The 15,685-nt window shown below is 40.4% G+C and carries 16 protein-coding genes and 1 pseudogene; 5 read left to right on the plus strand and 12 right to left on the minus strand.

Features of this window, described 5'->3' with window-relative positions; translation table 11 throughout:
- Positions 1-290: 290 nt before the first annotated feature.
- From AC23P2_RS23495 to AC23P2_RS23505, 3 genes and pseudogenes are all read left to right on the plus strand, one after another.
- On the plus strand, positions 291-584 hold the full coding sequence (locus AC23P2_RS23495; protein ID WP_487775470.1) for an IS66 family transposase: 294 nt from the start codon (positions 291-293) through the stop codon (positions 582-584).
- Positions 585-712: 128 nt separating this feature from the next.
- A complete protein-coding gene (locus tag AC23P2_RS23500; protein WP_487775471.1) occupies positions 713-868 on the plus strand; it encodes a hypothetical protein in 156 nt (51 codons plus the stop codon).
- 45 nt (positions 869-913) lie between these two features.
- A pseudogene (locus tag AC23P2_RS23505) lies at positions 914-1,268 on the plus strand (transposase); the annotation flags it as partial.
- A gap of 129 nt (positions 1,269-1,397) precedes the next feature.
- On the opposite strand, the gene AC23P2_RS23510 reads toward AC23P2_RS23505, so the two are convergent.
- From AC23P2_RS23510 to AC23P2_RS23535, 6 genes are read right to left on the minus strand one after another with little or no spacing between them, the layout of a single operon-like run.
- Positions 1,398-3,194: a hypothetical protein gene (locus AC23P2_RS23510; RefSeq protein ID WP_487775472.1), complete on the minus strand. Its 1,797-nt coding sequence runs from the start codon at positions 3,192-3,194 to the stop codon at positions 1,398-1,400.
- Between the two features lie 7 nt (positions 3,195-3,201).
- A complete protein-coding gene (locus AC23P2_RS23515) occupies positions 3,202-4,023 on the minus strand; it encodes a class I SAM-dependent methyltransferase (protein ID WP_487775473.1) in 822 nt (273 codons plus the stop codon).
- A 6-nt stretch (positions 4,024-4,029) separates the two neighbouring features.
- The gene (locus tag AC23P2_RS23520) at positions 4,030-5,433 is read right to left on the minus strand and encodes a glycosyltransferase (RefSeq protein WP_487775474.1); all 1,404 of its coding nucleotides are present in this window, start codon (positions 5,431-5,433) and stop codon (positions 4,030-4,032) included.
- Positions 5,409-6,923 carry a hypothetical protein gene (locus tag AC23P2_RS23525; RefSeq protein WP_487775475.1) on the minus strand — a complete coding sequence of 505 codons (1,515 nt, stop codon included), beginning with the start codon at positions 6,921-6,923 and terminating at the stop codon, positions 5,409-5,411. Before AC23P2_RS23525 ends, AC23P2_RS23520 begins: the two co-directional genes overlap by 25 nt.
- A gap of 40 nt (positions 6,924-6,963) precedes the next feature.
- Positions 6,964-8,118, minus strand: coding sequence for a glycosyltransferase family 4 protein (locus tag AC23P2_RS23530; RefSeq protein ID WP_487775476.1), 1,155 nt, complete (start codon positions 8,116-8,118; stop codon positions 6,964-6,966).
- A 19-nt stretch (positions 8,119-8,137) separates the two neighbouring features.
- Positions 8,138-9,079 carry an NAD-dependent epimerase/dehydratase family protein gene (locus AC23P2_RS23535; RefSeq protein WP_487775477.1) on the minus strand — a complete coding sequence of 314 codons (942 nt, stop codon included), beginning with the start codon at positions 9,077-9,079 and terminating at the stop codon, positions 8,138-8,140.
- A 393-nt stretch (positions 9,080-9,472) separates the two neighbouring features.
- Here AC23P2_RS23535 and AC23P2_RS23540 point away from each other — a divergent pair, with 393 nt between their 5' ends.
- Entirely contained in the window at positions 9,473-9,763 is a 291-nt protein-coding gene (locus AC23P2_RS23540; RefSeq protein ID WP_487775571.1) for a transposase, read from the plus strand.
- A 149-nt stretch (positions 9,764-9,912) separates the two neighbouring features.
- A complete protein-coding gene (locus AC23P2_RS23545; protein ID WP_487775478.1) occupies positions 9,913-10,251 on the plus strand; it encodes an IS3 family transposase in 339 nt (112 codons plus the stop codon).
- Positions 10,252-10,676: 425 nt separating this feature from the next.
- Here the strand turns inward: AC23P2_RS23545 and AC23P2_RS23550 are convergent, their stop codons facing one another.
- The 6 genes from AC23P2_RS23550 to AC23P2_RS23575 all read right to left on the minus strand — a co-directional run bounded on the left by AC23P2_RS23550 (position 10,677) and on the right by AC23P2_RS23575 (position 15,609).
- The gene (locus AC23P2_RS23550; RefSeq protein ID WP_487775479.1) at positions 10,677-11,210 is read right to left on the minus strand and encodes a hypothetical protein; all 534 of its coding nucleotides are present in this window, start codon (positions 11,208-11,210) and stop codon (positions 10,677-10,679) included.
- 124 nt (positions 11,211-11,334) lie between these two features.
- On the minus strand, positions 11,335-12,174 hold the full coding sequence (locus AC23P2_RS23555; RefSeq protein WP_487775480.1) for an oxidoreductase: 840 nt from the start codon (positions 12,172-12,174) through the stop codon (positions 11,335-11,337).
- A 25-nt stretch (positions 12,175-12,199) separates the two neighbouring features.
- Positions 12,200-12,994, minus strand: coding sequence for a helix-turn-helix domain-containing protein (locus AC23P2_RS23560; protein WP_487775481.1), 795 nt, complete (start codon positions 12,992-12,994; stop codon positions 12,200-12,202).
- Positions 12,991-13,644, minus strand: a complete 654-nt coding sequence (locus AC23P2_RS23565; RefSeq protein WP_487775482.1) for a Rossmann-fold NAD(P)-binding domain-containing protein — start codon at positions 13,642-13,644, stop codon at positions 12,991-12,993. The genes AC23P2_RS23560 and AC23P2_RS23565 overlap by 4 nt, the downstream gene beginning before the upstream one ends.
- Before the next feature lie 3 nt (positions 13,645-13,647).
- Positions 13,648-14,673: an SDR family oxidoreductase gene (locus AC23P2_RS23570; RefSeq protein ID WP_487775483.1), complete on the minus strand. Its 1,026-nt coding sequence runs from the start codon at positions 14,671-14,673 to the stop codon at positions 13,648-13,650.
- 606 nt (positions 14,674-15,279) lie between these two features.
- Positions 15,280-15,609: a DMT family transporter gene (locus AC23P2_RS23575; RefSeq protein ID WP_487775484.1), complete on the minus strand. Its 330-nt coding sequence runs from the start codon at positions 15,607-15,609 to the stop codon at positions 15,280-15,282.
- Positions 15,610-15,685: the final 76 nt, after the last annotated feature.

Here is a 15,685-nt window from a genome sequence, read left to right on the forward strand (position 1 = left end):
TAGTTGTAATTTAGAGGTTTATAAAATCTACTTGTTATTCACTCAATACGCCACGGGGCGCCCCGCTTGCTAATGGGCCTGGAGTCCCAAATTTCTATTCGAGCTGCTCTACAAGTAGAGACAGAGCAGGTCCTAAATCGGCCGCCACGGGGCGCCCCGCATAGGTCATCAACCTTGCCCAGCGATAGGGTAGCCTGCTCTGGTTTTCTTTTGACAGCAAGCTACCAAAATCTTGGAATCTTACCAGCTCAAAAACCTAAAGGCCATGCGGAAGAGCCTCTTATTTTACGGTGGGTAAAGGGCGACACAGCCTCTGTGGAGCACATTTATTACGAGAATTGCAAGCCCTCATTGACCAAGGACGTCAGTGGGCGAAAACTATGCACAAGTACTTAATGGAAGCCTATCGAAGCACTCGCCAAGGCCCGATTTCTGCTGACCAACAGGCTCACTGGCGAAGTCGCTACCAACAAATTTACCAACAGGCCGACCAAGAAGAACATCCCCCTATCTACTTCATCAAATCGAATGGTCGCTTGGGAAGAGCCAAAAAACGACGGGGCGTAACTTATTACAGCGCTTGATTCTTCATCAAGAGGCCGTGCTTGCATTTGCTCGCACCGGCGACCCGGTTCGAGTCAGGTAGGTGTACGTTTCACAAATAACCAAGCCGAGCGCGACTTGAGAGCCGCTAAGGTAAATCGGAGCGCCGATGCAACAAAAAATCAGTAATTGCTTCCGTAGTATGGGTGGAGCGACTGCCTATGCCCGTATCACGGGCTTTATTTCTACAATCCGAAAAATGAATCGGAATATCATTCAAAACATCGAATCTGTTCTACAAGGCCCTTTTCAATGGGCTACCTAAACAGTTACAAAAAATCAATAAAAAACAAAAGTTTAAACAGCTTCAGTAAATTGGTCTATTTCCAACACAATGAATGCAGAATGGTGTTGTCAGGTGTTGCGCAAGGCTTTGTCCAATTATCCTCAACCCGAAATTTTTAACACTGATCAAGGCGGTCAATTTACTCAGATGATTTTACGAACGTGTTGCTAAGCCAAAACATTCGCATTTCAATGGACTGCAAAGGCGGGCTCTAGATAACATATTTGTTGAGTGGCTTTGGCGAAGTGTAAAATATGAGCGGCCGCCTCTGCGGGATATTTACCTGAAAGCGTATCAAGATTGATGGCAGTTGGAAGCAGGCTTGCAAGCATACTTCGAGTTTTATAATTGTCGGCGTTTTCACCAAGCATTGAATTATTAAACGCCTGAACAGGTATTGAAGGGAATAAAAATCAGTCAAAAACCAATACAAAATAAAAAAAACCAATAAATTCGTTATTCAATAAAGTACTCTAACTTTATGGGCGCAGTGTATACTTTGCTTATTTTATGGCCGTAGTTCATATACCGTCAGGTGCTCTGTTTTGGGCTTTTTATTTGGGGTTCGGTATGTGGAAATGACAGATGTTGGGTTTTGGTATATGATTTTGTCGGCGCGGTAGTTGTTGTGTTGTATCGAAAGTGGAAATGACAATGGTTTATTTCTAAATTCTAGCGCATAAACCGATGGACAATCGCAGATATCAAGGCTATCGCGAAAGATACGACGAGGAGCATGGACAAGGTTTATTCTTTCTTGGGTGTATAAACACGCATTTTTAGGGAGGATGTTGTCAAGCGCCCGAAAGTCGTCATATAAGGGCAAAAAACGGCGGTAAAAATGCGTACGCTGCTTTGTGGTAAATGGGAAAGGCCGTAAATTGTATAAATACAAGTACGTCATGCCAAGGTAGGGAAGGACAGCTACAAAAATTAAACCTGCTTTAAGATAAAGGTTTGTTGATTTTGTAGCCCATTTTGGCAGACAAAGTAGGGTTGCTATGAAAAAACACAACGGTAAATTCCCCCAAAAACGTGGGCTGTAAAGTAAGTCAAATTTGTACAAAATTAATAAAAATAAAATGGCAATGAGGTACATCTTGATTTTATCACGCCAAGGGTAATTGCTCCAGCCAAACACAATAAATGAACCCAAAACAAGGTATGGAAAGTGCAGCAGTGCCGTTTGGGTATGTTCTAAAAAAGTAGGAGTATTAACAACTTCCGCTTGTAAGGTTGACGCAAGTAAGTGCTTGTCTATGAGTAGTGTATCGAAGTGTTGAGAAAAAATTAAACCGAAAGGTGAATGGGTTTGCGCATAAGTCCAGACGACGATAGGTAGGTAAAATACAAGTGTTGGCCAGAGGAGTAACAGCAGATTCCGAACAGAAAATTGGTTTTGTTGATACAACTCAAAGATTGCTGCTAAACCAACCAACGCTGCATAAGGTGCAAGTGACATTTTTGCGCCCAAAATAGCGGGTAAAAGTAAACCAATTCCGCTAAGAAGGCTTTTAACTGACAATGTTTTGGAAAGCTGAGTGAAATTGAGCGTGAGATAAAAGGCAGTAAATGCGGCTAAATCTCCAAAATGATGGCTTCCTGCGGAGGTAAAAACCAAGCGATACATGCCTAAGCAAGACAAAGATAAACCTACGCTTATCCAAAACACAGGTGTTCCTGCTTGACGCATCCATTGGTATATTGACCAGAGAAATAATCCCAAAAAGCAAAAACTTACCACATTAGGAGCATCGGTAAACACAAGACTGACAAGCGGAACTTGCGAAAAATTGTAAATAAGATGCGGCGGAATTGCGGCTTCCCAAGGTTGGCGATAAAAAATAAGCCCGCCATCCATTACAATTCGCTGCGCAACTAACTGATGATAAAACAGTTCGTCAATTTTGGTAGAAGGCAACAAGGCGTATATGAAAATGGGTAATAGACAAACGAAACCAACGCCAGCTAAAATCAATTTCGGGGTTGAAAAGGTGATTTTGGCCGTTTTCAAATAAAAACTAAAGCGACTTACTGAATATGCAAGACCTGCCGCGAGCATCCCATACAGTACGTTGATTGAAAGAGGAGTTAGCCAAAAACCAAAAGCAAGAAGCTGAATAACAAGGCTTAGAACTAAAAAGCCTAAAATGGCTGCAATTACTTGTTTTAATGGAGTAGGGAAATAAAACCGAAACAAATCTAAAAAGGCTACCCCCCAGCCATAAACCGCCCCAAAAAAAGCCAGTCCAACCAAAAAGTTGCTCAAAAAAAAGTAATGCTCAAGGTACAGAAAGGAGGGCATGGAGGATTTATTCTTTTTGCGCGATAAAACTGTACAATTTACCTGACAAGCGTTCTTGTCGGAACATCAATGCTCGCCAACCAATATCGACAAGCCATTGTTGGTTAGCAAAAGTACGACCTATTTTGTTGCCAATAAGGTCGGCAAGGCGCTTTTTATTCCAAGGATCATAGTTGATGACCGACTGAGAAGGACTCAAATCTTCCAAAATTTGCATGGATGCCTTTAGAAAAGCGTCTCGGTATTCGGCCAGACGGAAGGCATTTTCACCTCCGTAAAAACCATGTAAAGGGTGTTTTTTTAGGAAAATTTGCTTATCGTATTCGTCTTTAATGACGTGATCACGGGTTGTGAAAAGCAGCCCTTTGGGCAAGAGTACCCGCGCTGCTTCTGCTACAAATTTGGGTAAATGATGGGCATGGTGCATCACTTGACGACCATAAACGAGGTCAAAAGTGTGGTCATCAAAAGGCAGCTTTTCTCCAAATGCTTCGACAATTTGTACATTGGATAGACCATATATAGCCACCAAAGTTTTGATAGCTCCACTTCCCACCATTTGACTTGGGTCGGGCTCAAGGGCTACGACCCGAAAACCTTCCAACGCAAAAGCAATACTTGCGATGCCATTGCCAGCGCCGATGTCTAAAAGATATGGGTTAGGAATAGGGCAATAATGCCGAATTAAGCGCAATGTTTCTTGAAACTCAGCACTTTGGCGAAACCGTTCCACATTTGTTTTCAATTCGGGGAGAATGTAAGTGTTGGCTACAATCTCGGCAAATTCGGGGTTTTTCTGGATGTATTCAATGGTTTCGTGCCAAGTCATGTGCCGTTACAGAAATTTGATTTTATTAAGGGCAAAAAACGTCATTTTGAGTAACAGCCATCCGTGTTTGAAGCGAGAAATATTGGTTTCGCCATAGGTTCGTGCCCGATAACGGATGGGAACTTCTATAAATTTGAGGTTGAGTTTTGCTGCTCCAAAAATCAGGTCAAAGTCGCCAAACGGGTCAAAATCACCAAAATAAGAACGGTTGGCCGCAAGCTTGAGGTAATTTTCGCGCGTCATCACTTTCGTACCACAGAGCGTATCCTTCAAACGTTGACCCAATAACCAAGAAAAAGCAATGCTAAAAAACTTGTTGCCCAGCAAGTTGAGGGTTCGCATGGCTTCTTTTTCCATCGGATATACCAGTCGCGTACCGTTAATATATTCACCTTTGCCCGTAGCAATTGCTTCAAAAAATTTGGGTAAATCTTCGGGTGGAACAGTCATGTCGGCATCCAAAATCATCAAAATGTCGCCCGTAGCTATGCTGTATCCTTTTCTTACGGCATCCCCTTTGCCTTTCCCTTCTTGTTGAATCCATTTTAGGGGTACTTGGTCTTTATATTTTTGGCAAATACGTTGAATTTCCCCCCAAGTATCGTCGGTCGAATTGCCTTCTACGAAGATTATTTCGGTTTCCTTCCCCATCTTGGGTGTACGTTGTACGAGGGCTTCGATGTTCCCCTTTTCATTTCGGGCAGGAATGACCACGCTTACGGTCATCTCTTCGGCGGCTTTGAGCGGTTTTTTGACACTTCGAGCGACTAAGAATGTGACCAATCCAAAGAAGTTAAACAAGGGTAAATTGCCAACGTATTTGTTCAAAAACCACGACACCAAAGGAATATATCGAGGGAAAATTATTTTTTTTGTTTGCCGAACAACGTCAAAATTTGCCAAGGTCAATAAGTTGGCTATGTCGCTAATATCAAGCCAATTTTGACGTTTTTGGGGCATTTTGAGCCCAATAATTTCGGCAAAACGTAGGAGCGGTAACCAGAAAAAGTTGGTGTAACTAATGATAACTCGGGTTTGGGGAGAGCATACTTTTTGGACTTCCTGGAAGACTTTTTGCACATCGCCAAAGTACCCAATAGTGTCGCTAATAATCACATAGTCAAAGGTTTCGGCAAGTTCAAGTGCTTCGGCATCCATGTGAAAATAGTCGTGCTGGCCACGGTGTTGGCGGGCGTATTCAATCATATCTTTCGAGGAGTCAATACCAACGCCACGGCTTGGTTGGAGCTTTTCAAGCAAATACCCCGTACCACAGCCTATTTCTAAAATAGAGGCATTGGAAGGAATGAAAAATCGAAGATATTGAATGAGGCAGGTATAATAGTAACGATTTTGTCGTATCCACTTCTCGCGTTCTTCGCCACTCATTTGTAGTGTTGATTGTACCATACAGCGTCTGCTAAAATCAAAAATTGAGGGTGCGGTACGGTCGTATAACCCTCTTTTTTGGGGAAAATGTATTTTTTGTTCGTTTTAAGGTCTTTTTTCTCGTAAATATACAAATATGGTCGCGTCAAAATGCGCAAATCATAACTCCATTCGTTGGCATATACATTTTGAAAAATTCCTACGTACTCAGCGGGGCATACAATTTCGCAGCCTTTGGGGAGTTTTTGGGCCAATTCGTACAGTACTTTTGCGGGGCTTTGTGCATAGGGTTTTGTACCGAGTCGATTATTGTGAATAAACAAGAAATTCTTTTTGATACTAAACATCTGACCGTGAATCGATAAGTCATTGCTTACGGCCATCGGGGTGATAAAAAACTGTAAAAGCCCCGCCCAAAGCAACCATTGGCGTTGATTGGAATGAGGTTGGAGATTGGCTTCTACTAGGCGATCAGTCATAAAAACATAACAACTCATCATAAATGCCCACCAGCTTCCGACGCGTGCAGGGTAGCGAATACTCATGTTAGGGTCGGGAAAATACAACATGCCTTCCACGAAAAAAACGGTGAGTAATACAAAGCAAAACCCTAAAAAAACGCCGATGATAACTCTCTGCTGGGGAATAACCCGCCACCAAGGAATGAAAAGTAAACAAGCAGCTGCCAAAGATACACTTGAAAAAAAAGCAACTAAACCGATATAAACGACCGTCATTGAGAGGGATGCTTTTTCCTGAATTAGCAAAATAGCTTGACCCAATCGACTAGGGTGAGGGCCATTGAGGTATGATAACCACCACATTCCTGCGGCAAAAACAACGATTGAAATTCCAACGATTAGATAGTTGTTTCGGTTAAAAAAATAACGAGTCCATTTTTGGGTCGGATGTTGAAGAAGATTTGATAACACCGAAGCAAACAGCGTCACGCCACAGAGCAAAACCACCGCAGTCTCTTTGATCGAAAGAACCAATAACCCCCAAAAAGCAACCTCTATCCATTTACGTCGGGCGAGACTGAGTGAAAAAAGCCCTAAAAGGGGTAAAAAGTATTGTTCAGGATGCCAGCCATAGTTGTCCAAATATACATGATAGGCAAGTGGTCCTACGCCAAAAAGAATGATAATAAACCAGTCATTAAGCCAGTCTCTGCTGCGAATACTACGGTAAAATTTGAGGAAAAAAGTAGCTAAAAGTCCTAAGTAGATAAGAAACAAGCCGTAAAGCCCCGTAAACTTGGTGACAAAGCCTGTCAAGAGTATAAAGTAATAATTGTGGTGAAGCCAGTGAGAACCGTAGTAGGTATCAAACAAAATGGGTCGTCCTTCCAACCAGCCACGGCTCAATTGGAGGGCGATCAGTCCATCAACGAAATTTTCATTTAGGTACTGAAATTGATATACCTTTAAATAAAACCAGCCCAAAAGTATCGCAAACGGAAAGCCAACAATGAGGTAGTTGAGAAGTTTACGAAAATTGAATAACGGCATTGATACAAGAGCTTAGGCGATAAAAAAGCGAATCTAAGAGTTAATCTTGAAAGATTTTTACAAAGGTATTCGCAAATGTTGAAATACGTTGTTCAAAATCATCAAAGGTAGGTTTTGGCGCAATGGTATTGTCCAAAAATCCTTCCATTAAAGCGATTAATCCGTCAACATCATCGGGAGAAAAATAAAAGCCACGTTCTTGCATTTGTTCTTGATGAACATCAATGTCCGACAAAATTAACTGAACTTGGAGCGTTTTTGCATCTTCTACAACGGTACTCCAACCTTCAAATTTGCTTGGCTGAACCACCGCAATAGATTGACTCATTAAGTAAAGCTGATGTGTCCGAGGAATAACTCCAAGAAAACGAACGTAGTCTGACAGCCCTTTTTCGGTAACAAAATCTTTGAGCCCTTGTACAAAATTGGTGACTTTATAATCTTCTTCTTTTCCCGTAAAAACAACGATAAAGTCGTTTCGACGTTGCTTGAGCTGCTCAAGGGCTTTCAGTACAACCCAATGATTTTTATGGATATAGAATTGATTAGAAACAATAAAATAGCGTTTTGGAACTTGGTAAAGCTCCGTGATTTCGTCAAATGACAAATGCTTCGGACGCTCAACTTGCGAAACAAATCGCAAAATATGAACGGGCAGGCTGGCGGGAACGTCGTAAAATCGTTTGAGGTGATTGTAAGCATCTTGGCTTGACAATACCAGCGCATGAGTTCGTTTTAGCAAGCGTTTTACGCGGAGCTCGCGAAAAAAAATATTGATTTTGGAAAAATATTCGGGATAAAATCGGTGTTGAAAATCGGGGAACCATGAAACAACCTTACTTGACAGCGCGGGTTTCCCCAGTGGAAAATCCATGAGTGGATAAATACCTTTGAGTTGGTATTTTTCGATAATATCCCCAATGAAAAAGTTTTTACGAGAAAGCCACGATTTTAAATAATTGAAGTAATTGTTGGCGGGAGCTTTATGATAAACGTAGGTAACGTAAGGGTAGGAGATAAGGGCGAGCGAACTTTCGACTTTATGATCATAAAAGACAAAAATATGAGGGCGGCGCGCGTCGGGAAGGCTGTTCAACGAATTGATGATGTTGATAAGGTAATAATGACCTCCAATCCAGTCGGCAGCAAAGTAGGTAAACAATATTCCGATGCGTGTTCGATTCGCTAACTCCATTCTATCTTTATTTTGACAACTAGGTTTGGAAGTCGTACATTTTTGCCAAAATATCTTTCAGCGCATCTTCGATGGTGAAAAATAGTTGGGTATTAAACTCCGTCAATACTTTTTGATTATTACCAATTTGGCTAATTCGGTCGTATTTTCTAATCTTCTCAGGGTCTATCTCGATTGAGATGGGTTTGTTCATCAACACCCCAATTTTTTCGACAATTTCCTCAACTGAATATTCGACTGATGTACAAACGTTATAGACTTTCAACCCTTTTTTGGGAGCAGAGGTGGCCATCAACATGAGCAAATTGGCCGTATCTTCTACGTGAATATAATCTCGACGGCTTTTTATGTTTCCAAGCTTGACAATCGCATTGCTTTCTTCGGGGTCAATTTGCCGTAAAATATCGGGAATCAAATGGGCATTTGGGTCATTGGCGCCAATAGTGTTAAACAAACGTGCAATGCAAACATCGGCTTCGGTCCGCTGCTGATAGAATCGAATCTGTTTCTCATTCGTAAATTTCGACAAAGAGTAATTATCAAACGGATCAACAGGCGTTTCATCCTCATTCAAGATGGGGAAGTCGGGTGAATAGACCGCACCTGTGGACGCAAACACCAATTTAGAAACCTGGTATTTCTCCATGCAAAGCAAGAGATTTTCGGTGCCGATGACGTTGACCTCAAGCGCATAATTGCGTTCAATTTCACAAGTGGGAACGTGATGAATGGCCGCCAGATGCACAATACAGTAAGGTTTGTGGGTTCCAATAATTTCATCTAGGGCCGTGGCATCCCGAACGTCGAGGTTATAATTGACAACATTTGGTAACTGGACAAATGGAAGATTACTGGTCAAATTATCAATCACAACGACTTGAAAGCCATTTTCAGACAGCATTCTTACCAACCGACTCCCGATAAACCCTGCCCCTCCAGTAACCAGAATTGTGTGCTTCATTAGAAGATATTAAAGTATCGCATGTACTAACCTACGTTTATCAGGGTTGGCCAAAAGCTAAAAATTGGTGGATAACCGCTTTAAATTTTGAATAATGTCCTGAGTGTAGGTCAACTGATTTGCAAATTTAGCAGTTGAATTGGATAAAATCGACTTTTAGAGGGTTTGATTGTTGAAGATGTGTATACTATCTTCAATAAATTCTTACCAATCATCAGGTTGTTCACTTTTAGCATGACTGAATTTTGGGTATTGAATTTATAATTTATGATGATCAACTTTGCATCATGGGAATAGATTTCGACAAACAAAAGGGGGGTACAATACTGTGCCAATGAGTTGTGGAGTGGATTTGTTTGGACGGACACTCGAAATGCGTAACTCTACAAAGTTATTTCTAGTAAACGCGGTCGTAAGTACGATCAAAACTTTAAGCAACAAGTATTAGAGAAAGTACATGGTGGACAGAGCGTTGCCTCAGTAGCTCGGGAACTTGGGATTAGTGAAGGTATTATCTACCAATGGAAAGAGAAGATGGATAATCATGATATCAATCGTGTGTCTGATTTGGAAAAAGAAGTTGCACAATTGCGACAGCAATTGAATCAAGCCGCAATGGAGCGTGACATCCTAAAAAAATCGGACCGCCGCGCGGCCACAGCGATTTTTGCCAAGTCGGGATAGTTGAAAGATACGATTTTATTAGGCGTGAGACTGCTAATTATTTAGTTAGAGTAGTCTGTAAAGTGTTGAATGTCACCAAGAGCAGTTACTACGAATATATAAAAGACAAGACACATCAAGAGCTAACAGACACTGGCGTAAGTGACGAAATGCGGCGAGTATTTCAAGAACACCGAAGACGGTACGGCTCACGACGCTTGCGAGCAGAAATGCAGGCTATTGGCTACAGAATAGGTCGTCATGGTATTCGTAAGCTACTCAAAGCCCAAGGATTAAAAGCTATTCAGCCACGTAGTTTTGTTCCAAAAACTACTCAAAGTAGGCATGGACTGATGGCCTGTCCTAATCTATTGAAAGCTGATTTTGAGTGTATCAAACCGAATCAAGTATGGGTATCCGATATAACGTACATACCTCTCAAAGACGGGAAATGGGCTTATTTCGCGACATGGATGGAGTGGCCCGCCACCGCGGTTGTATACGCGTAGAATTGTAGGGTGGCACCTAGATGTAACTATGACACAGGAACTAGTGACGATAGCACTAAAAAATGGAATAGATCGTCACAGACCATCCTCGGAGCTTACGCTCCATTCTGACAGAGGCGGTCAGTATTTTGGAGCTAAATTCTAACAACTCGTTGACAAACATTTTTTTAAGCAAAGTATGGCAGGCAAGAAGTCTGTTTATGAAAACGCTTATGCGGACCGCGCGGGCGGCCCCGTCAATTTGGGCCACTATCAAGCGTGAAATGTTAGAAAAGGGGGCTTTTGATAGCTTGGAAGATGCTAAAACAGAGTTATTTGACCGAGGCGGCGGGCCGCTACATTGAAGTCTATAATAATCTTAAGCGAAGACACTCATCTTTGGGTTACCAAAGTCCGGAGAAATTTGAAGAAATCTTTAACCAAAATCAATTACTAAATATGCAAAGTAAAGTGTCCGTCATTTGAGGATCACCCCAGTAAGCTCTGAACACGCCTTTATGAACCACAAAATAACTGGTCAATAGTTGCCCTTGTTTCAAGAAGTGGTCATTCTTTTTTTTGACAATTCTATTGATTTTTTGTTCGATGCTTTTTTCCGCTTCGGGACTCATTGGTCCGTACTTTTTTAATTGTTGGATTAGAGGGTTTTGTCTGTTCATAACGGTTGGTAAATGCTTGCAGGTAACGAACAGGGCTTTGCGTAGATTGGTAAATAGCATTCCGTCTGCCCAACTTGCACAAAACCTTCGGTAGCTATATTTTGCCAAAAGGGTTGATTTTGAGTCCAATTTACCCTTAAAATTTATCATGACAAAAAAGAAGTGTGATGGACTTAAAAATAACACGCTAGTCGGATAAACAGCCATAAAAGAAAAAAGCGGGTCAAAACCCGCTCTCAGTGCAGTTGCCAGCTCGACCATAACTCCATAATAAAACAAAAGGGTTTGGTGAGTACTCACCGCTAGGCTGGCTGCCCGCCCAAGTTTTCGTTCAATCCTGAAGGCTTTCGGGATTTCATGGCTTGGCCTACGGCCACCACGAATGCTTAGTTATTAGCGGTAGTGACTATATGATCAACTCGTTTTATTCAATAAAATCAGTAGAAATACTCAACCGTTTCCAACGCTCTATTTCGGTTTGTAATTTGGTTAAATGATTATTTACAACTCGCACGCCATCACTTCCCATAATGATGTGTGTGGGCGGATTTTCATCTTTAAAAATACGAATGAAAACATCGGGTGCTTTTTCTGGGTCGCCTAACTGTTTGCCGTGTTGGTTTTTGTCGAGCCATTCTTTTATTTTGTGAATATGTTCGTAGTCTCCTATGCTTTGTTGTGCATACACAGCAGAACCTTCTCCCAAAAAATTGGTACGGAATGGTCCAGGTGCAATAGCAGTTATTTTTATCCCTAATGGTTGCAATTCGCCAGCCAATGCGTCGGTTAAACCTTCAACAGCATATTTGGAACTGTTGTAAACCGATACACCTGTATCTCCCTTCCAGCCTGCGATTGAGGTAACATTGAAGATGTGTCCAGACTTTTGTTTGCGAAGTTGGGGTAATACCTGGCGTATCACATTGATGGTTGCGAATACATTGACATCAAACTCCTTTTTGATTTCATCTATCGATAATTCTTCCAAAGAACCTAATAACCCATAGCCCGCATTATTCACTACGGCATCTATACTTCCAAACTTTTCTATTGTTGCAACGATGGCATCTTTCACAGATGTTTCATTGGTAATATTTACTTCGAGTGGTAAAAAATTGTTTTGTATGCCAATAGTTTTTTGCAATTCTTGCACGTTGCGTGATGTAGCAGCCACTTTATATCCTTCTGTTAATAGTCGTTTTGCTAATACAAGCCCAAGCCCCTTGGAAGCTCCTGTTATAAACCATACTTTGTCGTTTGTCATTATTTTAATTTTAAATATTTTATGTTCAATTAATTTTTTCTATTTCAGAGGGTGATTTGCCGAATTTCTTTTTGAATGCAAAAGAAAAATGAGAAAGGTCTTCAAAGCCCAAATCCATAAAAATTTCAGAGGGAGTTTTACCACTTTTTTGCAATAAAAAATGTGCTTCTTCCAATCTTTTTTGTACCAACCAGCGGTTAGGCGTTTCTTTAAATATTTCTTTAAAATCTCTTTTGAATGCCGAAATACTTCTTCCCGTCATACAAGCAAACCGTTCTAAACTTACATTAAATCTAAAATTACGGTTCATAAACTCTTCAAGGTTTATTTTTCCTGGTAATGAAAAGTCGAAAAATAATCCTGATAATTCAGGTTGCTGTTGTAGGATGATTAGTAATAGCTCTTCCCGTTTCAAATCGCAAAATATTGGGTCTATTTTACCTGAAGAAGTAAAATAGGTATTTAAAGTAAGCAAATAATTGACAATCTTTTCATCTTTTTTTAGTTTTATGAAAGCCTCTGTTGAACGAAAGTATTGCAGCGTTGTCTTGTATTTTTGTAGAAACGATTTCAAAAAAGGTTGGTCAAAAATGATGATTACTTTTTCAAAAGTATCATTTTCCTTTTGCTTGTTGTAGCGAGCCAATCTGTACCTGCGAACAATGCAACATTCGCCGTCTTTCAATGCTATGTTTTTGCTTCCATCATAACCGTCCATTTTTCCTTTTGCCAAAAACAAAAAGAAGTGTTCGGGTATAAATTGTTCTGCTGAAATTGCTGGACCGATAGTACAGGATTTTATTTCGGAATACTTTGTCATTTTGCCTGTTTTTTGATGTCCGACACTTCCAAAATAGTTTTTTTATAGCCGCGGATTACACAATGAATCATCGCTTGTCCTACTTCCTCCATTTTACAAATCCAGTTGGGTGAAAATAAATAGAACAAAGGCGAAAAAATATCAAACACTTTATATATGGTTCTTACATTATGCTGTCCTTTTACAGGTTTCATAAATCCTGGGCGGAAATTATAAACTGCTTTAAAAGGCAATTTTGCTACTGCATTTTCGGTTCTACCTTTCACTCTCGCCCACATTACTTTTCCTTGTTCGCTACTATCGGTACGGTTTCCTGAAACGTAGATGAATGTGATGTTTAAATTTATTTCTGAAAGTGATTGGGCAAATGGCACTACAAAATCGTAGGTTTTTTTAGTAAAACTTTCTTCCGTTTCTCCGATAGAACTTGCTCCAGCACAAAAGAAGCAACCTTCATAATTTTTAAGCAGTTCGCTATGATTTTTTATTTCCGAAAAATCTTTTACAATCAATTCTTTTAACTTCTCGTGTTTCCTTGCCAATGGTTTTCTGCTGATAGATAGAACTTCTGTAATCATTGGGTTTTCCAAACAAACCAATAGCACACCATCGCCTACCAAGCCTGTTGCACCTGTGAGTATTATTTTCATAGGTTAAATTTGTTTCAATTTTATTAAACTTTCTGCTGTGGCCAAAACGGCTTCTTGAGTAGTTCTGGGTTTCCATCCCAAAAGACTTTTTGCTTTCTCATTACTGGCTTTTTTTACTAATCCTAAATGAGGAACAATCATTTGCACTTTCGGATTGAATTTGGCAAATAGTTTTACCAACCAATTAGGTATTTCTTTGGTGGGAACTTTACTGGCTTTGTCGCCCAAATTCTTTCTCAAAATATTTGCCGTATCTAAAATTGAAATCGCATCACCTGCCACGGCTATAAATCGTTGTCCGTTGGCTTGTGGCATTGTCATTGCTTTAAAATGTAATTCAGCCACATCACGCACATCTACATAGCCAAATACCAATTTCGGACAACCACGCATTTCGCCTTTCAACATTTGTTTGATGGTTTGGATAGAATGTGAATAGTCATCTGATAAAATGGGACCCAAAACACCAGTCGGATTGACAACGGAAAGTTCCATTCCATCGCCTTCATTTTTGATAAATTCCCAAGCCGCTTTTTCAGAAATGGTTTTAGAACGTTGATAGGGTGCAACAGTGTCGTTAATCACTGTCCAATCTTCTTCTGTATAAGCCGTGTTTTTAATTGTGCCATAACCCACAGCACCAAATGCAGAAGTGAGCACAACACGTTTAACTCCTGCCTTTTTAGCCGCACGAAGCACAAACAAAACGCCATTTACGGCTGGTGTTACAAAATCATCTTCCGATTTAGCATCTGTATTAGGGGTTGGTGAAGCCGTATGAATAACATATCGACAACCTTCTGCAGCTTTTTCCCAGCTTTGTTCGTTGGATAGCTCTGCTTCCACAAAAGATAAATCTTCAAAGGAATTAATGCCACCTCTTTTGAGCATTTCTTTTACCAATTCAGATTTTTTTAAAGAACGTAAACTTGCCCTTACTTTATAACCATTGTGTAACAACGCTATAATGCAATAGGTGGCAATAAACCCCGAACCTCCTGTAACTAAAACTATTTCTTTGTTTTCCATTTTGTATTAATTATACTGCAAATGTCAGCATAATTTTCAATACGTATTTTGTTGAAAAGTCCAAAGTTGTTTTGTTGAAAAGTTCAAAAGTTGAATTGGAACGGTTGGTTTGCCATTACAGCTAACGGTTGGCTGCTTTGCGAAGGCGGGGATTTTTAGCACTAAACTTCATTAAATGCACAAAGCTTGAATTTAGCACTTCACTTTCATAGAAGCACGAAGCCCCAACTTGCACAAAACCTTCGGTAGCTATATTTTGCCAAAATGGTTGATTTTGAGTCTAATTTACCCTTAAAATTTAGCATGACAAAAAAGAAGTGTGATGGACTTAAAAATAACACGCTAGTCGGATAAACAGCCATAAAAGAAAAAAGCGGGTCAAAACCCGCTCTCAGTGCAGTTGCCAGCTCGACCATAACTCCATAATAAAAGAAAAAAGGGTTTGGTGGGCACTCGCCGCTAGGCTAGACGCCCGCCCGAGTTTCGTTCAATCCCGAAGGCTTTCTGGTTTTTTCGCTTGGCTTTTAGCTGCCACAAAACCTTAGTTATTGGTGGCAAGCATAATTAAAAGCTTACTATTTTACTATCCACAGGTTGAGAAGGTGATTAATGCCCTGTTGATTTTGAAAAAAGATTGATGACCACAACGCCGACAATTATCAACAACATCCCCAAAATTGCAGCCGCATCTAGTTTTTGTTTAAAAATAATAACCGAAACAGTCGCCGTTAAAACAATTCCCAATCCTGCCCAAATGGCATAAGCAACACCCAAGGGAATGGATTTTAAAGCCTGAGAGAAAAAGAAGAAACAAGCACTAAATGCAATGACTGTTACAATGCTGGGTGTTAGCTTTGTAAATCCATTCGACTTTGCCAAAAAACTTGTTCCTAAAACTTCTAGGCAAATTGCCAATGCTAAAAATAAATATTTCATATCATCAGTTTACTTTTATCCCAAATGCAACCAAACAGGTCTTGAATTCTTACTTTTCACGTCCTATTTTTTTATG

This window comes from Runella sp. R0.1_18 (assembly GCF_057652155.1).